The organism is Fangia hongkongensis FSC776 = DSM 21703 (assembly GCF_000379445.1).
Lineage (GTDB): Bacteria > Pseudomonadota > Gammaproteobacteria > Francisellales > Francisellaceae > Fangia > Fangia hongkongensis.
In genome coordinates this window covers 1-22039 of sequence record NZ_KB902275.1, presented here as the reverse complement: position 1 = coordinate 22039, position 22039 = coordinate 1, and the positions used below count along the sequence as shown (strand labels likewise).

Below are 22039 nucleotides of genomic sequence, written 5' to 3'. Positions count from 1 at the left end.
TTATATTCATACTAAAGATGGCATTATTCTAGTTTAATTTTGCATCAATAGCACGGCTTAATATCCATAAAGGGCCCACTAATAGAAATTGTAAATCCTTCAAAAAGGAGGGCTTTTTCCCCTCTATTTGATGACCAATAAATTGAAATATCCAACTAATGATAAAAAGAACAATACAGATAGTTAACATATAAGGGAGTAGCGCTAAAATGCCGATCATAATTAATGTGATAACAAGCATGTAAATACTCAGCTTTAGCGACAGTTTGATATAAAAAATCATGCTAATCACAACGATCAACCCAAGTAGCCAAGCTGAAATACTCCATAATATTCCAAGCAGGCTAAACATGATGACAGGAACACAGATATAGTGAATTTTCTTATTGGTTTGGTTTTGGTGGCTTTGTGCATATTCATCTAGCCAGCTTTGTAAATCTCTCATATTTAAATAGGTGTGAAGGTGTAATTGATAGCATAAAGGGTAGCATGAACTTATCTATTTAAAAATACCTGCCTGTATCTTCCTTGAAAATTCCACTGTCTTTGCTTCACTAACATACATGGCTATATTTGGTTAGTACGTAATGAAAGGAGGGAATATGGATGAGAAAATCATGAACTTACAGGAGCAAATTTCACAAAGGGAAAAAGCGAGAAAAAGGGCAAAGAGTCTGTCTTTTGATAGTATTGCAACGCACGGGGTGTATGATTTAAATGAGGCGCTTTTAAATCAAGGATCCATTATTGAACCTGTATATTTATCCACTGCGCAAACCTTTGAAAATGCAGAGATTATGCAAAAAGCACTCGCTTATGAGATTCCAAGTTGGAGTTACACACGAATTCATAATCCAACACTTTATTATTTAGAGGAAACCTTGGCACTTTTGGAGAGTTATGAGTGTCCCTCTGAAGCGCATGCCTGTGTCACAAGTTCGGGAATGTCGGCAATTAATACTGTTGTTGAGGCACTTTTGGAGGGCGCTGAAAATGCAAACTTTGTGTCTTCAGCACAGGTTTATGGTGGGACATTTCAGTTATTTTCAATTCGCCAAGCACAAAAAAAACGTCAGGTTCGCTGGGTAGATGCGACAGCGAATATTGAAAAGTGGGAAGAGAATATTGATGAAAACACCCGTTTTATTTATATTGAAGTGCCATCAAACCCGACAATTGCAATGAGTGATATTAAAGCACTCTCTGTGCTTGCACATCAATATAATATCCCATTAATTGTTGATGCAACATTGGCAACGCCTGCGCTTATCAGACCGCTTAAATATGGTGCAGATATTGTTATTCATTCACTGTCTAAGATTATGAATGCCTCAGGAATGGTAATAGGGGGTGCGCTGATTGCTAAAGAGAATATAAGTGCTGGATTTTTAGCAGATGAAATACGAGAGAACTTTGCAGGCTTTATTAAACTTCTTTTAAATCGTGATAATGGCGCATGTCTGTCCCCTATGCAGGCATTTTTAACTTTATCTGAGCTAAGGACCCTCAGGATGCGCGTTGAGAAGTTCTCACACAATGCACTTAAGATTGCCCAGTTTTTAGAAGCACATCCAAAAGTGGAGTGGGTGAGTTATCCTGGCCTTGAAAGCTACCAGCAAAAAGATCTAGCGCGAGAGTACTTTTGGCTCGTTGATTCACAAACAGAAAGCTATAACTATAAAGCGGTGCATGCTTTTGGGCATTTAATGTCTTTTAGCGTGAAAGGTGATGGACAAACAGCGAATGAGGTTTTAACACGCCTTAAGCTGATTTTTCGTGCGACAGATTTAGGCCGAGTCAAATCAATTGCAACCATTCCTGCAACAACAACACACCAGCAGCAAGGAGATCAGGGAAGAGAAATCGCCGGGATTGAGAATAATTTAATTCGTTTGAGTATTGGGGGCGAAAGCCCAATTGATCTTATGGAGGATTTGGATCAAGCGCTAGCTGGCTAACGCATAAGTAGAATTATAAGAATAAAACGCAAACACCTTAGAATTACAGTAAAAATAATACCAGAAATACGGTAGAATGACCTATATCTAGGATTTTATTTCTGGTGTGACGCAATACTTTCGTGCCAAATTTATGAAGTCTTTATTATTCAGATGGGCTTCATAGTGTCAAACTCTCATAATATGTGAGGTGATGGTTTTTGTGGAACATCGTTTTATGACAAGTGTACAGGAAAAAGAGGATACGATGAGCAACACTACAAAAGCCGAAATTCTAATGAATATTGAGCCACATGAAAAGCGTGTTGCAATCATTGAAAATGGAGTGTTGCAAGAGGTTCACATTGAGCGTGAGAATCAGCGGGGCATTGTTGGGAATATTTATAAAGGTAAGATTATTCGTGTGTTGCCGGGTATGCAGGCTGCATTTGTCGATATTGGGCTTGAGCGCTCTGGATTTTTACATGTCTCTGATGTTATGCCAATTGCATCGGATGAAAATGCAGGAATTGATTTAAATAGTAAAGAGGCTGATGTAAGAAAATGGCTGCGTGAAGGGCAAAGTATCTTGGTACAGGTGCTTAAGGATCCATTAGGAACAAAAGGAGCAAGGTTAAGTGCACACTTATCACTGGCCTCTCGCTATCTTGTTCATATGCCAGATTTGGATCATATCGGTATTTCACTTCGTATTGAATCTGAACAGGAGCGTGATCGACTGCAAAGTGTGATGAAAGAGGCATTGTCTCAAGAGCACCCACGTGGTTTTATTATTCGCACTGTGGCAGAAGGACTGTCAGCTGAAGCGCTTAGAAAAGATATTATATTTTTACAGAATCTTTGGCAAGATGTTGTTGATTCTTCAAGTACAGTCACTAAGCCTGGCGTCGTTTATCAGGATTTAAGCCTTGCCACTCGGACACTTCGTGATCTTGCCAATGATAGGGTGGAAAAAATACGTGTTGATAATCTAGATTTATACAGTGAGCTATGTCGTTTTAGTGATAAGTTTGTTCCCGGGGTGCGTGAGAAGCTTGAATGTTACCATTCAAATGTGCCAATCTTTGATATGTATGCAGTTGAAGATGCGCTAGCCAAAGCAATTGAGAGAAAGGTGCCGTTGAAATCAGGGGGTTATATTATCATTGATCAGACAGAGGCAATGACCACCATTGATGTCAACACAGGCGCCTATGTTGGCATGGTGAATTTAGAGGAAACTATTTTCAAAACCAACCTTGAAGCTGTTTATGTTATCGCAAGGCAGTTAAGGCTCAGAAATCTTGGTGGCATTATCATTATTGATTTTATTGACATGAGTGATGAAGAGCACAAGGAGCTTGTGTTGGAGGCCCTTGGTAAAGCGCTAGAGCAAGATTATGCCAGAACTACTTTCTCAGGATTGTCAGAGCTAGGCTTGGTTGAAATGACAAGAAAGCGCACTCAAGAGAGTTTGGTGCAGTTTTTGTGTGAGCCTTGTTCTATGTGTCAAGGAAAGGGTAAAATTAAAACAGTGCAAACAGTCTGTTATGAGATATTTCGCGAGATTAAGCGAGAATCAAAAGCATACCAAAGTAGTGGTTTTATTGTTGTTGCTTCATCACAGGTGGTTGATGCGCTACAAAATGATGAGTCATTTGGACTTGGAGAGCTTGAAATTATCATACAAAAACCGATTAAACTTCAAGCAGAAATGAGTTATGCTCAAGAAATGTATGATATTGTATTAATGTAGCTTCAGGATATAGCATCAATGAGAAGACGAACCTTTGTTAGCTGCCTTGCGGTAGTATTTGTGTCTTTTTTGTTGCTTTTGAGCTTATGTATTTATAGTTTCTTTCGATTTTTACCTTATTATCAGAGCACACTAGAGGGTGTTCTTTCCAATGTGACAGGAGCAAAAGTAACGCTCAAAGTCAGCTATGCAGGCTGGGAAGGAATTGATCCTGTTTTAAATGTAACTCATGTCTCGCTGGAGGGTCAAAATTTCCATGCTAGTCTAGATAAAATGCATGTAAAATTAAATATTTTGAGTTCTCTACTGCATGGAAAAATTATCACAAAAGAGGTAAATCTTAGCAAACCTGAAGTGAGTCTGAGGTTAAATGATGAAGCAAATAACTATGCATGGATAAAAGACATCAGTGCAAATGCATTAAATAGCTTTGGCGGAAAGTTTAATGCGGCCTTTATCTATATGCTGGCGCAAAAGCAGCTTGATATAGAAAATATGCTTATTCGAGTAAGAAGTGGTAGCAATCAAAAAGAGATCGATTATCATGTGAATGCCAATTTCCATACAAATCAGCTTGGAAAATCAGGCGTTGTGACAATGAGTCTATACACAACGAATCAACGTGAAAAAGCGGTGATTTCAGCAACGATTACACAATCTCAAAGCAAAGTTGCTTTCAATGCAGTTGTGCGCGATTATCATGATATTTTTCTAAAATCACTTAACACACTTTCTGATAGGCCAATTGCAAAGCATTTAGTGAATGGCATTATGAAAGTTGCTGTAAAATCATCAGAGAATAAACTTTTGGAGGCGCGCCTTGCAGGACAGCTTGCGGGCGTGGAAGTGCAAAGCCCTCTTACAAAGAAGATTCACCTTAGAGATATTTTATTTCATTTGCGCATTGAAAATAATAACGATAACTTTCAACTGATTGCCTCACCACTGACGTTTATTACTGATAATAAGCGATTTACTTTTACATCAGCGCTTTTTACGGTATCAAATGAGCGGTTGTATATTAATATCCCAAGCATTCATTTAGCGCCATTTTCAAGCCTGATTAACACAGATAATATTGCTTGGAGAGAACATTTATTACTCTCTGGTGAGCTTAAAAATGTCAACTTTTCGATTAACCTTGATAAGCCAGATCTCGATCATATTATTCTAAGAGGACAGTTTTTCAATTTGGGAGTGGAAAATAGTGCCAACAAGTTTGATTTTGCAGACCTTAATGGCTCGCTTGTCTGGGAGGGGCAGAGCATCAATCTGAAAATTGATTCAACAGATTTCAAACTTGGCAATAATGCGGTGTTTACGAAAGCATGGCCAGAGATTTCTCTGAACACGAATGTGAAGGTTAGTTGGGATGATCATAATATTAAAATTAATGCGCCAGATATCAAAATACAAAATCAGCACTTTGATTATCAGGGCCTTTTGGTATTAGATATTCCAAAAAAATCACCAGCAGATACAACAATTAAGGTTGAAGGAGCGTTAAATGGCTCTGACTTAACAGATGAGTATCAATCTTTTTTGCCAAGGTCAGGCATTCCTCCTGATTTATATCACTGGTTAATGCATAATATTTATGGTGCTGACACCCTAAAGGCACAAGTGAAGATTGATGGCAAAATCACCGATATTCCATTTTATCAGCATCCAGGTATGTTCTATATTCGTGCAGATGCCGGTGGTGCGCGCCTTTCTCCTTATGACGGCTGGGGGACAGCCGATCAGGTAAATGGCCGGCTTTTGATTGATAATCAAACCTTAAGTGTGAAAGTAAGCTCTGGCAACCTTCTTGGGCTTAAAGTCAATAATGTTGATTTAAAAGTCAATAATATCGCACCGCATTTGCCTTCAGCATTGGTGATTCAGGGGCAAGGACAAGGCTTGGCAAAAGAGGCAATTCAATACCTTAAAAGCACGAAAGAGAAAGCTTTAATTGACCATTTTATGCGTTATTTCAATTATAAAGGTAAGCTTGGCTTTTCTTTAAATCTCAACTTTCCACTTGGCGATATAACAAAAAAAGATATTATTTCAGGTGAGGTACATACAAGTTCTGGCGTATTAAGCTCCAAATTACCATTTTCGCGAGATATTTATGGTGTTAATGGAAAGGTGTCCTTTGTGAATGATCAGATTAAGGTAGATAACCTAGATGGATTTCTAGCGTCAAATGCACCCGTTAGATTGGCTGGAAGTTTGATCGTTGGCGATGATGATTTGATTAACTCTAATTTGCTTTTAAGCGGTGCACTGCCAGTTGGCATGTTCAATAGAACTTACTCCAATGTGAGCTGGATGTTGGGTCATTTAGAGTACGCGGTTCCTTTTATTGCAACAATTGGCGGTGGTGTAAAAAGTGGATCGATTCATGCTAAAATAGGCTCACTCGGTAATGCTTCTTATGCATATGGGCTGCAAAAACAAAATAAGCTTCTTGTGTTTCCTAATACGTTTTACAGTCGTTGGCAAGAGAAGGAAGACAAGATAAATAAAACAAACTCAATGCTATTGGATGTATACTCAAAGCTTGCAGTTAAAAATAATATTCAGCTAAATAGTAGTTTTAGTGTTGAAGGTAATCGGCTAAAAAATATCCATTTAAATGGACAGATAAACACATTGAACCTTGATAAGTTATTCTCAAAGTTATCCAAAGAGAATGCTTGGCAATATACACTTTTCGCTAAAGCGCCTGAATATATAAGTGAAAAGAGTACCAATACAGCAAATGCAACCCATTGTGTGCCTTATCAAAATATCTACAGTTGTCTTTATCGTCAGTGGATAAATGAAAGCGCTCCTGATGCGGCGCTTTCAGTAAATACGCTTATTTTAAATCAATACCCATACCAGAGCGTACAGCTGACAAGCAAAAGTGATCACAAGGCAACTGAAATGGATATCAATGCAGTTATTTCACAAAATAAAGACAACATGACAGCTTCTCTTAGGATCCCCAAGGTGGATGATGGTGTTATGGAGTTGACAGCAAATAATATTTTTATTGCCGAGGGTGACAATAAATCATTGCAAAAAAATACAGATAACATTGAGAATTATCTCTCACCAACGGTTTTAAAATTACTTCCAGATATGGATGTTAAAGTGACAAATTTGCAAATTGGCGCCTTTAGCATTCCCAATTTATTAATGGCAGTACAAATAGAGCATGGCAGTATTTTTATTCCTGCATTTAGTATTTATGATCCAAGCTTTAAGCTTCTGGCATCAGCGAAGCTTTCTTCAGCAAAAAGTAGCTTAAGCGTTCATATGTTATCAAGCAACTGGGGAGAGATGTTAAATAATTTTGGTCGAGATGGCATTTTGAAAAATGGCTCAGGGTCTTTTACTGCTAATTTAACTTGGAATGGTTATTTGCCAAATATCAATGATTTAAATGGACAAATCGGTGCAGATTTAACCAATGGTACCTTATTGTCAGTGAGTAGTGGTTTTGCAAAATATATTGGCTTATTGAGTATTGATTCCTATTTCAAACGCCTATTTTTATCAGATAGTAGTATTGTTGGTAAGGGAATGGCATTTAATAGCTTATCTGGGAGTTACAAAATAGAAAACGGTGTCGCACAAAGCACCCCTTCCGTTGTTATTGACACGCCAAGCTTCTCATTGGTTGTCGAAGGTGAGATTGACATTAGTACGCATAAGCTGGATCAGGTGATTAAATATCAGCCACATATGTCTGGTACAACAGCGGTTGTTGCTGGTTTTCTTGTGAATCCAGTAATTGGCATGGCAACTTATCTGGGGGGCAAAATACTCGGTGGAACTTTGTTTAAAAGCACAGGGCTTGTCGCATTTAAAGTGACTGGAACGTGGGATAAGCCTAAGATCGGTGAGCTAAGCTAAAATAAAATATTCTGAAAACACATGATCGTCATTTGCAACTAGCAAGCATTTTGTATATCCTGTGCCTCAGATTGAAAAGTTATTTTTCATCTCGGGGTGGTAATTACTTAGGAGTTAAATATTATGTCTTCATGGCTAGTTGTATTTGTGCCGTTTGTGTTCATCGTTGGTTTATCATTGGTTAATTATCTCCGTAAAGGTTAAACGCTAAAGTTAGCTATGAGCTTTGCTGCTTGTAAGTGGCTATTGTGTGCTTAAAAGGGATTGATATAAAGTAATCATAGTAGTGTGCAAGCTTAATGCAGCATTGGTTGGAACTAAAAATAAAGGGGTAAACAGTGATACTAACCATTGTATTTGTTATTTATATTGCCGTGATATTCGCGCTTGGCATCTGCTCGTATTTCTACACCAAAAATATGCATGATTACATGTTAGGTGGCCGCTCATTAAGTGGACCCATTGCTGCGCTTGGTGCAGGTGCTTCAGATATGAGCTCATGGCTTTTGTTGGCGCTTCCAGGGGCGGTTATGCTTCATGGTCTTAATCAAATATGGCTGCCAATTGGACTGGCGCTCGGTGCGTATCTAAACTGGCAAATTGTTGCAAAGCGCCTTAGGGTTTATACTGAAGTAGCAAAAGACTCCATTACGATTCCATCGTATTTTGAGAACCGATTTCATGACACAACAGGCATGTTAAGATTATTAACGGCGCTTGTAATTTTAATCTTTTTTACTTTTTATACTGCCTCTGGCTTTGTAGCAGGAGGGCTTTTATTTAGCTCCACCTTTCATGTGGGATATACCACAGGGCTTGTTCTTACCGCTGCAATTATTCTTATTTACACTTGTATTGGTGGTTTTCTGGCAATCTCATGGATTGATTTTTTTCAAGGCTGCTTAATGTTTATTGCGCTATTGGTTGTGCCAATCACCGTGTTGCATCACTTAGGTTCTTTACAAGGAAGCCTCTCTACCATTACACATCAGTCAAGTGTGTACTTAAATGCATTTAAGGGCACTTCTTTTATTGGTGTGATCTCTTTATTTGCTTGGGGGCTTGGCTATTTTGGTCAGCCGCATATTCTGGTGCGTTTTATGGCGACAAAAAGTGCAAAAACGATTCCGCAGGCACAGTTTATTTGTATGACATGGATGTGTTTAGCACTTTTAGGTGCAGTATTTACAGGTCTTTTAGGCATTGCATTTTTTGCACCTAATGGTTTATCCAATCCAGAGACAGTGTTTTTGGTTTTAGCAGAGAGCTTATTTAATCCGTGGATTGCAGGTTTACTGTTGGCAGCCGTATTATCCGCGACAATGAGCACTGCCTCAGCACAACTTCTTGCCTCATCAAGTGCAGTGGCTGAAGATTTTTATCATAAATTTATTCGCCCAGATGCAAAAGCACGTGAGCTGTTATGGGTGAGTCGCCTGATTGTGCTTGTTATTGCCGTTATTGCTGTTTTACTGTCATTGAATCCTAAAAGCTCTATTTTGGCTCTCGTTGGATATGCTTGGGCAGGATTGGGCGCATCATTTGGACCCATTATTGTGTTGTCACTTTTTTGGAAACGAATGAATCTGACAGGGGCATTTTTAGGGATTATCATCGGTGCATTAACCGTCATTATCTGGCCACACTTTAAAAGTTATGGTGGCATTTTTGCGCTCTATGAGCTTCTTCCGGGGTTTGTATTTGCCTGTATTGGTATTTATGTTGGTAGCATGTTAACCAAAGCACCTTCATTGAAGCTTTTATCTCAGCACCGTGAAGTTATTCTAGTTGAAGGCAGTAAAACACACGCTTAAAAATATCGAATTTAAGCAGATTTATAAGAACTTTGCGTTATAATAGAGCATCTGATTTATGATATAGATGGAACCTTATTTTAACCTATGTTACTGCTGTCGTTATTGAGTTTATTTATTTTTCAGATTCTGGGCGTGATGTTACCAGGACCTGATTTTTTTATGGTGCTTCGCTCATCATTAAAATATGGCCGAAACCCGGCTTTAGTCGTTGCGCTTGGCATTGCATGCGGCGTCTTTATCTACGCCTCTGTTGTGGTTTTATTTCTTGATTATATGAGTGAGTCATTCTTATCTATCGTGCAGTGGATTGGCCTTTTTGGTGGCTGTTATTTGCTGTATATTGCCTATCATTGCTTTAAAGCCTCAGGCTCACCTACAAGCTTGGATGATAAGGGAAATAGCGTTCAAGTATCAAAAAAACACTTATTTACAACGGGTCTTGGCTGTAATTTATCAAATCCAAAGGTCATTATCTTCTTTTTGAGTCTACTACCACTTTTTGTGATGAAATCAAGTGCGCTTTGGTATCATCTAGCCATTATTGCCATTATGTTTTTAACAACACTTATCTGGTTTAGTTTTGTGGCAAGCGTGATGGGCTATGCGCGTGTACGAAGTATGTTTGCCAGACAAATGCCGAAGCTTGAGAAAATATTTGGTGTGATTTTAATCTTGTTTGCACTGGCGCTTTTTTATGAGTTTTACCTGCATATGGTCAGTAAATAACAGAGAGTCCAATCAACCATTGAGCAAGATAATAGGTGCTCATAATCCATAATGTAGCCTGTTTCATAGGCATTTTAAACTTATCCCATGCGAGTATGGAATCAGATAGCATAAATAAAATAGCACCTGCAAAAATGAGGCTCTCAGTACTTTGAGATCTGCCAATAAATGCATTAATTGCTAAATACCCCATGATGCTAATGATAAGGATGTAGATAGCAACAGCCGCTTTGTCATTGCCAAGTTTTGAGAATAATAGGCAATAAAAACCGACTCCATAGAGTAATATTGGCAAAATAAGTATGAGGCTATAGCTGGTTTGTAGCAAATAAAAGCCAATAATATAGAAAATATGGGCAATTAAAAAAGCAACAAGCCCGTGGGTGAAATACCTCTGAGAGAGCAAAAATGCATCGCCAAATAAAGAGAAGCAAAGTCCAAGGACGATAAGACTTGCATATAAAGAAAAGTTTGGCGCATTAAAGATGACATATAAAATAATCAAAGATGTCGTTAGCACCTTGAAAAAAGTAAAAAACGCAAATATAAAGCCAGATTTTCTGCTGCTAGTAAGAATGTGTATCAACGCTGATAAAATCAAGAGTGTGGTGTAATAGACAAGCATCTATCTTACTTAACATCAAAGTTGAGTTTGGCAATAACCGCGTAGTGATCAGAAAGATCTGGTTTGCCTTTTAACTGTTTGCTTTTCAGTGCAATGATTGATGTGCTTGAGTGTTCATTGGCACAGAGATAGCCTTGAATACAAAGAATATGATCAAGTGTTGTTTGCTCACTGCTATCAATCATCGTATTTGTTGTAGCATCATAGCTAAAAGGAAGTGTCTCTGGGCCATATACTGAAGCTGCTGTGGCATTCAGTATCCTTAGAAGCTCAGCATAAATAGGATGGTCTTTACTTTGAGGCGCTTGCCCTTTTATTGCCTTACCACTATCAGCATTAAAATCTCCAAGGACAATAAGTGGCTCATTTGCTGGTAGTTGTAAGTTGGCAATAAACTGATTGAGTGCACCAATTTGGTTTTTCCAGTGGGTATATTCTTCAGTAGTATATTGTGGGAAGGATAAACTTTGTGTGTGAAGTGAAATAATATTGTAGCGCTTATTATCTTTGTTGATACTGACAAATACAGCGCCTTTATTTGAAATGCCTTCAACGCCATATGAGCGTGGAAATACAAGATACTGTGGTGAGCCCGCAAAGGGGTATTTGCTGTAAATAATCACGCCACCATTTAAAAGATTAATATGCTCCCAGCTTGGTTGACCAACCACTTTAGTTTTGTAGATAAAACCATATTTTTTCATTTGTGCATTTAGAATTGCTGAGGATATAGGTGCAATGTCCTCTTGGAAAGCCACGACATCGACATTAAGCTTATTAATTTTTTTGGGGATATAATACGCGCGCTTAAAGGGGTGATTGAGATTTTTGGTTAAATCAGAAATTGGGATGTTAGGTAAAAGATTTGCATTGTAACTTAATACAGTTAAATCACTGGCAAATAAAGCCGAAATTGCACTGATAACAATAAGCCATGATAAAGTCATTTTTTTAAACATAATTCTCTCCATGATATTCCTTTCGCATTTGATGATAATCATTGATGTGTGAAAATTCAAAGGGAGTATGCAAAAATTTGTATATACCACTCGCGAATCATTTTGCGGGTGGTATAAGCGTAATAGTTACTCTGTTTTGTTATTTCATGGTTTTATAAAATAAAGTTATTAAAACCCTATGGGCGAGCACAATGGCGTTTACTTTAAATCAAAGGCAAAAGATTCACTTTACATCTGTAGAGCTTCCATTTGAGGACGACCAGCAAAGACTCGGTGAGTTGCTTATCCAATCTATGCTAAGCTCAAAGCAAGATAAAGCGGCAGTATTAAATGGTATTATCAAAGGTGATTTATCAGTAGCGAGAAAAATTGAACTTCTAAATATTGCCTATCTTTATCACTATATTGATAGGGTTAATCTTAAGCGCTTTATTGATGTCTGTGATCGTTCTTTTGATATAGAGGCTTAAAAAGTAGCCTTTGTTATTCTTTATCTATTAAAGTCATGTTGATAAATATATTTAAAGTGATATATTTAAATATATATTAATCCTTTAGGAATAACCTATGTCTATGATATCTTTAAAGCTTGATGATGCACTAGAAAAGGAAAGCATGGTGGTTGCTAAATCACTAGGGTTATCAAGAACGAAGTTTATCACACATGCAATAGAACATGAGATTGCACGGATTAAACGCAAAAAAGAGCGTGAAAAAATAGCAAAATTTCTTTTGCAGATGCGTCAAAATAAGCAATATCAAATAGAGATGGAAGATATTGAAAAAGGTCTCAGTGATGAGTAATTCTCTGAAAACTTCAGGTATTTATCTTGCTAATCTGAATCCAAATAAGGGGAGTGAGATAGGAAAAAAGCGACCGGTTATCATACTAACGCATCAATTATTTCTCGATAGTAACTTATCACCTATTTTTATCTGTCCACTTAGTACGCAATCGTACGACAAGCATGATGTACTACATGTGAAAATTACCCATAGAGATTATTTGGAGCAAGATAGCTTTGCACTTCCTGAACAGTGTAGATCTATTGCGCTCTCTCGTATCGAGTCCATACTAATTAGCACCATCACACTGGATGAGCGAAAGCTTATTTTGCAAAAGCTGGATTTATTGATTGGGATCACAGAGACCTTTAACGATTAGCGTAATTCTTACGATATATTTCATCATTCCCTCTTGATATCTTAGTAACTATATCAGATTAAAAATCATTCTATTTCAGGCGAAATGCTAATTGTAAAATGATTGCGAATAAATATATACCACTCGCGAATCATTTTACGGTGTTTAATGTTGAAGAAGTTTTTGATAGTTTTGAGTCATTGGATTGCAGGTAATAGCTCGGACTATTAGCAATATCTGATGACTTAAAAGAACAAGAAATTCAATGGCAGAAATAGGGTGAAATGGTTTGCGGGTGGTATAAATGGGGTCACTTTCTAAAAGTGATAGATACTAAGGGTGCAAGAGATAATTTATGGATAAACTAGCAAAATATATCGGATTTGATATAGATGGCACGCTGTTATTTGCAGGTGATAAGCTTTCAACACAAATGAAACATCGCATCGTAAAGTTGCAAAAATTGGGGCATTATGTGTTTTTTGCATCAGGAAAGCCAATGCAGTATATCATTGATATTTGCAAAGAGTTTTCATTTTCCCCTTGGGCCATTGTTGCTGAAAATGGCGGGCATGTTTTATTGGAAGGAAAAGAAGATAACGCATTAGCAATAAAAGACAATGATCTGAAGTGTATTTCCCAAAGGTTCAATTTTAACACGCTACCACCACATAAGGTTGAAAAGAAAAAATCCATTATAACCCTGTGCTTTTATACGATGAAAGAAGGTCAAAAAGCGCGTCAGAGCTTGATTGACTTCATTCACAAGAATCAGTTGAGTGTGGATGTGTTTTTATATGATGATTGTGCGCTGGATCTTGTTCCTAAAGGAGTCGATAAATCAGTTATTTTGAACTATATCCAAGCGGATGAACAGGTTATGTTCTTTGGTGACTCATTTAATGATGTATCGTTAATGTCCCGTAGCAATGTGATTCCGATGGCGGTTTGCAACTCGATTTATGAGATAAAAACATTAGCATTAGCAAAAAATGGCATCGTTGCTACACACTCTGCTCAAAAAGGTGTGAGCGAAGTGCTGGATTTGTTTTTAGATATAAAAGGAGCTACATTGTGATTGCCTCTTTTATCTGTGCCGTAATGTTATTTTTTGCTGGGATACGTCTTCAGGAGAATAAACTAGTATCAACTATTAAAGCAAAATTAAATGGTGTGATTATTTATGTACTATTGCCGATGACGATCTTTTGCTCAATGTATAGCTTTCATTTTTATGAAAGAGAGCTTGTCATTCCTGTTGTTGCTGTGCTTTGGACGCTGATTATGGCAGCAATAATTATTGTATTTTATCGTATAAAGCCCTCTGAAAGAATTAAATCTGGCAGTAATGTCATTATGTTTTGCTCGGCAGAAGGCGGGAGTTTGGGTTTAATCTATGCACTGTTACTTTTTAATAAAAGCACACTTGGTATATTTTTTATGTACGATGTTGTGGTTGCGGTACTTCTTTTTTCATTTGTTAATTTCTTGGCGAGTAGTTATGGTCAATCAGGAAGTTATCAATTGAACACTTTGTTTAAGTTTCTAATAAGTCCGATTATATTATCAATGATCGACCAATTAATATGTACTCGGTATTGATTGATTACAGTTATGATGAATATAAGATTCTAACGCGCTATGCCAATCAAGTGATTCAAGCGGTGGGTATTTTGCATGGTGCTTCGCATTTAGAGGTGATTTTACAGTCAGATTTAACACCAAAGCTCGTTGAGATTGGTGCGCGCGTTGCAGGGTCAACAGATCTGAGTGCGGTGAGTAAGTGCATAGGCACAAACCAAGTAATTGAACTTGTAAAAAGCTATTTGGATGAGAAGAAGTTTCTAAAAGACATTGATAAGGAAGTGGCGTTAGAGAAATTTGCCATGCATGTATTTTTATTCTCAACAATAGAAGGGGATATCCAAGCGGTGCCACAAAGTGCTCCATGGTGTGACATTACAACACTCCACAGCAGTTTTGTGAATTTGACTGAAGGAAATAAACTTGAGAAAACCACCTCACTTGCTAATTTCTCAGGCTATGTATATCTCCTATCTGACAAACAAAATACGCTGCATGATGATTACACAAAGTTTCGTAAGCTTGAGAATGAGTATTATCAACAACTAACTAAAATCATATTCCTTAATTGGATGTAAATGGATATTTTTATGGATATGTAATAAATTAGACTGTATTATTGGATATAAATGGATAACTTAGTGGATGCCATGGATCCTATTTTTTCTCAATTCTTTAAATAAACAAGTCAAACGCCTAATGATCAAAATTGAAAAAGAACAAATGCTGTTACAAACACTCCCGGAAACATCATTAATGATCATAGAGCATATAAAAGCACATGGGCGTGTTACTCTTTCAGAAATGGTTACTTTCACTGGTATAAACAGAAACACACTGAAAAAACATTTTCAAAAGTTAGTCTCAATGAAGCAAATCAGCCAACATGGTAAAGGTCGTGGCGTTTGGTACTCTATCACTTAAACTTACTTTTAATCATGCCACAAATCTTGAAAGGTAGTGATTCCGTTATATCTGATTCAGGTTGGCAGTAAGCATCTCTCCTATTTTTATCGCGATTATTGTTCCTTTTATGTCAATTACTAGCAGTGAGCGAAAGCTGAGTCTAGATTTGAACTCTTTAGGGTAATATTTACGCTGTTATCAGCAGTGATAGTTTGGTTATATAGTAGGTAGCTGGATTTTAATGTACCCCCGAGGTCCAGCTACCCAATTGAATCTTGTGTATCACAAACCTAAGCTTGGGATTTTGAAGCGTAGATAAATTAATGAAGGAGTATTGAGATGATTTGTTGTGGATATTGTTGGATTACCGACTATAAGCAAAAACAATTAGAGCGTGAGAAAAAAGCACTCTTACGTAAGGCATTTAAATGAATACAAATCAAATATTAACTTTCTTTATTGCTGCCTCTGCTGCTATCGTTGGCCTTTTATTTGGCTATGATGTTGGGATTATTTCAGGGGTAATTATTTTTATTAAGCCGTATTTTTCCCTCTCTGCAATCGAGGTGGGTTTGATTGTTGGTGCTGTGGCCTTTGGTGCGTTTATCTCGGCTTTGTTTTGTGGTAAATTAGGAGATCGTTATGGCAGAAAGAGTTTATTAATTACCACGGCATTTTTGTTTGTTGTTGGTTCTGTCATTTGCGCAATTGCTGGTTCAAGTATCATGCTGTGTTTAGGTCGGGCGATACTAGGTGTTGCCGTTGGAATTGGTTCTTTTACCGTGCCGTTATACATATCTGAAATTGCACCTAAAAAACTACGTGGACGTTTGGTAACATTAAATCAACTTGCGATCACACTTGGCATTTGTGTGGCATATGTTGTGAATTTGATTTTTTCAAGTTCAGGAGACTGGCGGTTGATGTTATTACTTGGTGCCTGTCCTGCCATCCTTTTACTCATTATATTATGCTATCTCCCAAAAAGCCCAAGATGGCTGATGGCGAATCATTATACCAAAGAAGCAGAAGCCATTTTATGTAGCATACATGGCAAAGATCATGCAAAGCGTGAATATGATGAAATTAAATCTGTGCTTGAGAAGGCTAATCATAAAGTTTCTATTTTTAATCGAAAATATATAAAGCCATTGTTGCTTGGTATTATGATTAGCATTGTAACGCAAGCGGTTGGAGTTAATGCGATTATATACTACGCGCCAACCATTTTTAAACTGACAGGCTTTTCATCAAATAGTACTGCGATTTTAGCAACTTTGGGTATTGGATTAACCAATGTTGTCTTTACTATCCTGGCAATTGGAATTATTGATAAAGCAGGTCGGCGTAAGCTATTGTTAGTTGGTCTAAGTGGCATTATTGTTAGTCTTATGATTCTAAGTGTTGCTTTTGATGGTAAAGTAGCCGCAGGATCAGTTGCTTGGCTGGCACTTTTTGCGATGGTGTTTTTCATCGCATGTCAGGCCTTTAGTACGGGGCCTGCCTGTTGGTTGATTCCATCTGAAATTTTCCCTGTCAGTATCAGAAGTCAGGGTGTGGGAATTTCGGCAGCGTGCAATTGGGGAACGAATGTTATCGTTGCCTTCTTATTTCCTATTTTCCTGCAAAAATATGGCGCTGTGGCAACCTTCTCATGCTTTCTTGGTATTGCGGTTATTGGTTTTATATATGTCTTTTTCAAGTTGCCTGAGACAAAGGGCGTTTCATTGGAAGAAATTGAAAATAACATTTTAAAAGAGCTGCCACTGAGAAAGCTTGGTGCTTAAAAGTATTACATAATCACTACACATGGGGTGTGTCATGACTCAGTCATTTTGTTAAAAGGTGGCTGGGTTTTGGGATTGGGAAAAAATACAATTGGGGAGAGAATATGAAATGGGGAAAATATAAAAAATTTGGCAATATGATGTTCTGTGCATACCTCATAGCGCTACCAAGTGTTGGTATCTGTAATGGCTTTGGTGGAGGGAGTTTTCATATTGTTAATCACTCCAGTGACAAACTTTATTTGGCCACAATGAAAACAAATTGTGCATCGGCTGTAAAGTATATGAATCTATACGATAAACATAATGGTGTGTTAAATGTAGGAACAGAGAGTACGTTGCACTTTGATTATTCAATCGCTTGTGGCGAAATGGGAGGTTATGGAATCTCTCGTGTCGTCTTTACGCTTTTAGATGCTGATGGTGTTATTGCAACTTTTGCTGCAAGTATTGGCAGCTTACAAGCGCCTGAGAAATCTTACTATCATGCCTATACAGTTAAAAAAGAGTCCTATTGTATCGAGAAAGTTAATAGTGATACTTTTTCTGTTTCAATTAAAGATAAATAATCTTCTTTCCGGTGGGGAAGTCAGGCACAAGGATGTGCTCTGACAGGTGATCAGCTCTAGTAGCTATTTGAAGGTCTATGGTTACATGACTCCTTTTTAGTTTGTAAATATGAGAGTTTAAACATATTAGAAAAACCAATAATATTATAACCTCATATTTATAATTTATAGTTAGCTCATGCCTGTAACACGTGTTACATCAGGTTTTCCTTTATCATCATACACTAAAAATTGACTATATGAAGTACCACTGCTCTCATATGAGGAACCTGATTTGCCGGTATTCGCATTTGTAGCACTAATTTCGGTAACTAAGCATACCCCTCTTGAGTCGGCCGTCCATGACTTATGTGGCTCAATCCTATAATCATCATTACTGCAAAAAGCACTAGCGTATTTTACAGTACCATATATAGCATAATCAGTTGTATTTTGAATATGTACATATGGGTACGATGATACCCCTTGGTTATTAAGTGCTAACGCGGCGATAGGTGTAGTTGCCATTGTTATTCCTGTAAGTGATAATAATATAATATTTTTAAGTTTCATTTTTAAAACCTCATTGGTTTGTTAATCACTATTGATTTAAAGTTTCACGTACCCTCACGCTAGACTATTATAACTTACCTCCTTAATTTATAATGAATATTCTTTAACAGCTGTATGGTTGTGCATCATAATTTATCCAATTTCACCTAATAGAAGGTTTCCTCCTGTAATGCCAAGTAGAAGCTTATTTCCAAGCAAGGTAGCACTTTTAATAGATGTGTAGCTCTCGCTTGGTAATGTGAGGCTGGTGATGCTTTTAATGCTGTTATCTGCATTTAATGTGGCTACCATAAGGAGGTTACTATCAGTGCCAATAATAAGCTTGTTATTGCTATAAAGTGATAGGGTTGCAATATTTGCATTTGTTAGCCGGATGCTGGAGCTAGTCGTGTAAGTATGAATATCAGATAAACTTCCTTTGTTGTTATCATATTTCGCAATAACAAGTCCTTTAGATGTGCCAATATATAGATAGCCATTCTTTACAGCCAGTGCATTGATTTGACTATCTGGAAGGATATTGGAGGCGTTGTAGGTTGTAAAGTTAGATAGATTTTGACTGTCTGGGTTATATTTCCCTATAGAAAGTCCATTGAGAGTGCCAATAAAAACAAGGTTATTAGCTGTTTTGACTGTTGTGATATGATCTGATGGTAAAACAGGGTTGTTATAAGTTTTTAGGCTAGAAAGATTACTGCCGTCTAGCTTAGCAAGAATAAGGCCAATGTCAGTTGTGCCAATAAAAAGCGTTGTATCCTTTTGTGCAATAGAGCTGATGTAATGTGTGTTTAAGAAAGTATGAATATTTGTTATAGCATTATCTTTATACTCAGCAATGGAAAGTCCGTTATCAAATCCAAGAAGAAGCTGGTTTTTATTGAATAGTGCGTTTGTAACTCCATTACTTGGCAGTTTTATCTTTGATGTGGTGTTATAGCAATTATTAATACTTAGTTGATAAGTTTGGGGGTCTGTAGAAGCTGTGCAAACTCCCCCTCCTGTTGTTGTGATTGTTATGTTATTACCTTCAGATTGAAGTGAGCTAATTGTATAAGGGGGAAGTAGTGGCGTTTGTGTATACTGAGAGACCTTGGTCATGTCAAGAAAATCTTTGCTAGAGGCGCTTGTGCTATTAAATGGTATTTTAAGTAAACCACTCTTAGCTATGCCAACTAAAAGGGTTTTATCCTTGCGTGATAAAGCTGTCACATAGTTATTTGCTAAGCTTGGTTGTGTAGTTGTTTTATACGTGATTACATCAGATATCTTTCGTGTTGACGGATCGTATTTGCCAACACTAAGCCCATTTAGCTGGCTGCCTATAATCATCCACTTATTATCAATGATGTCAATGCTATTGGTAAATGGGTAGGTTACGTCTGTCAAGTTAATATTAGATAAGGCTCCATTTAGATAAGATGCTGCCACAAGTCCTTTGATTGTGGAAATAAAAAGCGCATCATTGGTTGGAGAAGCAGCATGATAGAGTGATATATTTGTAATGTTATCGCTTGGTAGCTTTTCGTTGATTGATGTTGTCGTATAACTGTGAGTAAGCGTGATGTTGTTATTGGTGTTATCATATTGATAGGTTTGTACCCCTTTTTTTGCAGTTGCGAGCATAAGCCATTTACTGTTATCAAATATTGCTTTAACAATGTAGTTAATGCTAAGATCAGTTACTTGATAGTAATGTAGTGACTTTGTGATGGTTGAGGTGCTTTTATCATAGCTATCAATAGCAATTCCGCCTCTAGCGACAATAATAAGCTTGTCTTTATTCTGATTGAGAAAAATACCTATTATTTCACCTTTTGGGATAAGCTTTGAATTTTGATTATATTGGTAGGCTTTTATAGCGCTGGTTAGACCAGTTTGTGTATCATAATCATAAACAAGTAGCGTATCGCCTGTGCTCACAAAGCTTGTGGAGTCTGTATTATTATATGCAGATATAGATGTGTGATATTGATCTAAAGTATGCCAGCTTAATCCATTGTCATAACTGAAATAAAGCCCATCAGTGGTGCCGATAATGATTGAGTTTGCTGAAAGCTGTTTGATGAACGTGATAAAACTACCAAGTGGTTGAGGGATGTTTTCTCCCAAATCATAAAGTGGGTTGATAAAATATTGTTTTCCGTAACTTGTGAATTTTAGATAACCAAGATTATAGCTTAGATCATGTTGTTTAAGCTTAAAGTTAAGGCTTAATTTGGTGCCTTGAGAGTTAGATTCCCCTTGTGATGCAAGTGATTTTGGTGAAAAATTAATTGATGCAATATTGCAGGCTTTATTATCTACACAGTTATTAGTCGTTGTTATTTTCACCCCTTTCAGTGCATCTTCAAAGAGCAATTTTACATTGCTAAGCGATTGAGTTGTATTATTTTGTATGCGAGCTGTGTAGTTTAGCTCATCGCTATCAAAAAGCCGTACATTGAGAGGGTTAACATGTGAGTTAAATGTAATACTATTTGCAGGGGTTGCTGCGCTTGTGTAGATAAACGTTTTTTCTGCACCCATTAGTGAGGTGTTTAAGTGTTTTTGGCCAACTTGTATATTAATATCCGCTGTCGAAAAGTATTGGCTTGTCGAAGTGGGACTGTATCTTACTTTAAATGAACAAGTGCCATTATCATTAAGTCCTGTTGTGCAGTTGTTGTCAAAAAGTTCATAAGGTCTACTAATGCCAGAAATATTAACCGTTTGTGTTGTCAGTTTGGCGCTATCAATTACAAGGTTGTCTGTTTTACTGGTGATTGTAAAAGTTGCTGATGCATTTTCTCCTATATCTGCATATAAGTTACTACTGCTTGCTGAAAGTGATATGGTTGTCGTGGGTGTGTTAGACCCTCCTGATCCACCGCCACCGCCACCTCCACCACATCCTGAGATAAAAACTACGCTAATAAATAATATGGATGGATAGATATATTTTAACAATATGTTCACCTTTTAGAAATTCGATAGCTTAAGGGCATCTTTTTATCATATAAATTCAAAGTAATTAAAATAGCGTAAAAATTACGATATTTTTTTGGTAAGCAATCGGTACTCTGGGAATACTAATTGATGTATTTGTTTTTTAAAACATAATCCAAGTTTGAAATAGTGAATAGATAAGGGGGTATTTAATATGTTTGAGTCAGTAAAAAGACTTTATGTGTTAAGAGAATGGTTGATTAAATCAACTTATACATTAAGTGCTTTTCTATTTATCCCTTTAGTAAGTTTGAATACTGGCTTCGCTGAAGGACTTCAGTATGTTAATACATATGGAATTCCTTATGATAACTGGGTAACATTAAATGAGAATATTAAGTATGAAAAAGCAATGCTTCCAGATTTGCAGAAGTTAAGCCAATACAAAGATGATATTAAAAAAAACACCACTGATGTAGGTATTAATAAATCAGCCTTAAGCGCGTTAGGGAATTTAACAGGGAGTTCGAAGTTAGTAGAGACATTGAATGGAGATGGGAAAGATAAATCGGGTTTGATTTCAGATGTCAGCAATTTAAGTAAAACGGTAGGGAGCAAAGCAGATAATACGGGTATATTTGCTGATATTAAGAGTAATGCTGAAGGGATTAGTGCAAATAAGGGGTCAATTAGTAAGCTTCAAGGGACAGTGGGAGATAAAGACTCAGGCTTAGTCAAAGATGTTACAAGTTTAACAACTGCAGTAGGGAATAAAGATTCAGGCTTGGTGAAATCAGTGACAGATAATAGCAGTTCTATTAGTAGCTTAAGTGGTCAGATAGGTAATGGCAGTAGTGGTTT

Annotated in this window: 20 protein-coding genes; 15 read left to right on the top strand and 5 right to left on the bottom strand. The window is 37.1% G+C overall.

What is annotated here, in order from left to right:
* Window positions 1–28: 28 nt before the first annotated feature.
* Window positions 29–445 carry an Mpo1 family 2-hydroxy fatty acid dioxygenase gene (locus tag A37Q_RS0113795; protein WP_018300878.1) on the bottom strand — a complete coding sequence of 139 codons (417 nt, stop codon included), beginning with the start codon at window positions 443–445 and terminating at the stop codon, window positions 29–31.
* Between the two features lie 157 nt (window positions 446–602).
* Here A37Q_RS0113795 and A37Q_RS0113790 point away from each other — a divergent pair, with 157 nt between their 5' ends.
* From A37Q_RS0113790 to A37Q_RS0113770, 5 genes are all read left to right on the top strand, one after another.
* Window positions 603–1958 carry a trans-sulfuration enzyme family protein gene (locus tag A37Q_RS0113790; RefSeq protein ID WP_018300877.1) on the top strand — a complete coding sequence of 452 codons (1356 nt, stop codon included), beginning with the start codon at window positions 603–605 and terminating at the stop codon, window positions 1956–1958.
* 247 nt (window positions 1959–2205) lie between these two features.
* Window positions 2206–3693 carry a ribonuclease G gene (gene rng, locus A37Q_RS0113785; RefSeq protein ID WP_026196729.1) on the top strand — a complete coding sequence of 496 codons (1488 nt, stop codon included), beginning with the start codon at window positions 2206–2208 and terminating at the stop codon, window positions 3691–3693.
* A gap of 18 nt (window positions 3694–3711) precedes the next feature.
* Entirely contained in the window at window positions 3712–7584 is a 3873-nt protein-coding gene (locus A37Q_RS0113780) for a YhdP family phospholipid transporter (protein ID WP_018300875.1), read from the top strand.
* Between the two features lie 338 nt (window positions 7585–7922).
* The gene (putP, locus tag A37Q_RS0113775) at window positions 7923–9398 is read left to right on the top strand and encodes a sodium/proline symporter PutP (RefSeq protein WP_018300874.1); all 1476 of its coding nucleotides are present in this window, start codon (window positions 7923–7925) and stop codon (window positions 9396–9398) included.
* Between the two features lie 105 nt (window positions 9399–9503).
* Window positions 9504–10127 carry a LysE family translocator gene (locus A37Q_RS0113770; protein WP_205617790.1) on the top strand — a complete coding sequence of 208 codons (624 nt, stop codon included), beginning with the start codon at window positions 9504–9506 and terminating at the stop codon, window positions 10125–10127.
* Here the strand turns inward: A37Q_RS0113770 and A37Q_RS0113765 are convergent.
* Both A37Q_RS0113765 and A37Q_RS0113760 read right to left on the bottom strand, forming a co-directional pair.
* Window positions 10117–10752, bottom strand: coding sequence for a lysoplasmalogenase (locus A37Q_RS0113765; protein ID WP_018300872.1), 636 nt, complete (start codon window positions 10750–10752; stop codon window positions 10117–10119). The genes A37Q_RS0113770 and A37Q_RS0113765 overlap by 11 nt on opposite strands.
* 5 nt (window positions 10753–10757) lie before the next feature.
* A complete protein-coding gene (locus A37Q_RS0113760; RefSeq protein WP_018300871.1) occupies window positions 10758–11711 on the bottom strand; it encodes a sphingomyelin phosphodiesterase in 954 nt (317 codons plus the stop codon).
* A 191-nt stretch (window positions 11712–11902) separates the two neighbouring features.
* Here A37Q_RS0113760 and A37Q_RS0113755 point away from each other — a divergent pair, with 191 nt between their 5' ends.
* The 9 genes from A37Q_RS0113755 to A37Q_RS0113710 all read left to right on the top strand — a co-directional run bounded on the left by A37Q_RS0113755 (window position 11903) and on the right by A37Q_RS0113710 (window position 17701).
* Window positions 11903–12181 carry a hypothetical protein gene (locus A37Q_RS0113755; protein ID WP_018300870.1) on the top strand — a complete coding sequence of 93 codons (279 nt, stop codon included), beginning with the start codon at window positions 11903–11905 and terminating at the stop codon, window positions 12179–12181.
* Window positions 12182–12278: 97 nt separating this feature from the next.
* Window positions 12279–12515 carry a hypothetical protein gene (locus A37Q_RS15660; RefSeq protein WP_018300869.1) on the top strand — a complete coding sequence of 79 codons (237 nt, stop codon included), beginning with the start codon at window positions 12279–12281 and terminating at the stop codon, window positions 12513–12515.
* The gene (locus A37Q_RS0113745; protein WP_018300868.1) at window positions 12508–12876 is read left to right on the top strand and encodes a type II toxin-antitoxin system PemK/MazF family toxin; all 369 of its coding nucleotides are present in this window, start codon (window positions 12508–12510) and stop codon (window positions 12874–12876) included. The genes A37Q_RS15660 and A37Q_RS0113745 overlap by 8 nt, the downstream gene beginning before the upstream one ends.
* Before the next feature lie 334 nt (window positions 12877–13210).
* Entirely contained in the window at window positions 13211–13933 is a 723-nt protein-coding gene (locus tag A37Q_RS0113740; protein ID WP_018300867.1) for an HAD family hydrolase, read from the top strand.
* Entirely contained in the window at window positions 13930–14457 is a 528-nt protein-coding gene (locus A37Q_RS0113735) for an AEC family transporter (RefSeq protein ID WP_018300866.1), read from the top strand. Before A37Q_RS0113740 ends, A37Q_RS0113735 begins: the two co-directional genes overlap by 4 nt.
* The gene (locus A37Q_RS0113730; protein WP_018300865.1) at window positions 14442–15017 is read left to right on the top strand and encodes a hypothetical protein; all 576 of its coding nucleotides are present in this window, start codon (window positions 14442–14444) and stop codon (window positions 15015–15017) included. Before A37Q_RS0113735 ends, A37Q_RS0113730 begins: the two co-directional genes overlap by 16 nt.
* A 67-nt stretch (window positions 15018–15084) precedes the next feature.
* Entirely contained in the window at window positions 15085–15363 is a 279-nt protein-coding gene (locus A37Q_RS0113725) for a winged helix-turn-helix transcriptional regulator (protein ID WP_018300864.1), read from the top strand.
* Window positions 15364–15773: 410 nt separating this feature from the next.
* A complete protein-coding gene (locus tag A37Q_RS0113715; protein ID WP_018300862.1) occupies window positions 15774–17132 on the top strand; it encodes a sugar porter family MFS transporter in 1359 nt (452 codons plus the stop codon).
* Between the two features lie 104 nt (window positions 17133–17236).
* Complete coding sequence (locus A37Q_RS0113710) at window positions 17237–17701, top strand: hypothetical protein (protein WP_018300861.1); 465 nt, start codon at window positions 17237–17239, stop codon at window positions 17699–17701.
* A 171-nt stretch (window positions 17702–17872) separates the two neighbouring features.
* On the opposite strand, the gene A37Q_RS0113705 is transcribed toward A37Q_RS0113710, so the two are convergent.
* Window positions 17873–18253: a hypothetical protein gene (locus A37Q_RS0113705; RefSeq protein ID WP_018300860.1), complete on the bottom strand. Its 381-nt coding sequence runs from the start codon at window positions 18251–18253 to the stop codon at window positions 17873–17875.
* 132 nt (window positions 18254–18385) lie between these two features.
* Window positions 18386–21199, bottom strand: coding sequence for a ligand-binding sensor domain-containing protein (locus A37Q_RS0113700; RefSeq protein ID WP_018300859.1), 2814 nt, complete (start codon window positions 21197–21199; stop codon window positions 18386–18388).
* Between the two features lie 193 nt (window positions 21200–21392).
* On the opposite strand from A37Q_RS0113700, the gene A37Q_RS15655 reads away from it, so the two are divergent.
* Window positions 21393–22039: hypothetical protein (locus A37Q_RS15655; protein WP_035405512.1), on the top strand; the 647-nt coding region annotated here is incomplete at its 3' end.

Coding starts and splice junctions, on each gene's coding strand:
- A37Q_RS0113795 (WP_018300878.1), bottom strand. CDS start 445: ATGAGAGATTTACAAAGCTGGCTAGATGAATATGCACAAAGCCACCAA.
- A37Q_RS0113790 (WP_018300877.1), top strand. CDS start 603: ATGGATGAGAAAATCATGAACTTACAGGAGCAAATTTCACAAAGGGAA.
- rng (WP_026196729.1), top strand. CDS start 2,206: ATGAGCAACACTACAAAAGCCGAAATTCTAATGAATATTGAGCCACAT.
- A37Q_RS0113780 (WP_018300875.1), top strand. CDS start 3,712: ATGAGAAGACGAACCTTTGTTAGCTGCCTTGCGGTAGTATTTGTGTCT.
- A37Q_RS0113765 (WP_018300872.1), bottom strand. CDS start 10,752: ATGCTTGTCTATTACACCACACTCTTGATTTTATCAGCGTTGATACAC.
- A37Q_RS0113760 (WP_018300871.1), bottom strand. CDS start 11,711: ATGTTTAAAAAAATGACTTTATCATGGCTTATTGTTATCAGTGCAATT.
- A37Q_RS0113755 (WP_018300870.1), top strand. CDS start 11,903: ATGGCGTTTACTTTAAATCAAAGGCAAAAGATTCACTTTACATCTGTA.
- A37Q_RS15660 (WP_018300869.1), top strand. CDS start 12,279: ATGTCTATGATATCTTTAAAGCTTGATGATGCACTAGAAAAGGAAAGC.
- A37Q_RS0113745 (WP_018300868.1), top strand. CDS start 12,508: ATGAGTAATTCTCTGAAAACTTCAGGTATTTATCTTGCTAATCTGAAT.
- A37Q_RS0113740 (WP_018300867.1), top strand. CDS start 13,211: ATGGATAAACTAGCAAAATATATCGGATTTGATATAGATGGCACGCTG.
- A37Q_RS0113730 (WP_018300865.1), top strand. CDS start 14,442: ATGTACTCGGTATTGATTGATTACAGTTATGATGAATATAAGATTCTA.
- A37Q_RS0113725 (WP_018300864.1), top strand. CDS start 15,085: ATGCCATGGATCCTATTTTTTCTCAATTCTTTAAATAAACAAGTCAAA.
- A37Q_RS0113715 (WP_018300862.1), top strand. CDS start 15,774: ATGAATACAAATCAAATATTAACTTTCTTTATTGCTGCCTCTGCTGCT.
- A37Q_RS0113710 (WP_018300861.1), top strand. CDS start 17,237: ATGAAATGGGGAAAATATAAAAAATTTGGCAATATGATGTTCTGTGCA.
- A37Q_RS0113705 (WP_018300860.1), bottom strand. CDS start 18,253: ATGAAACTTAAAAATATTATATTATTATCACTTACAGGAATAACAATG.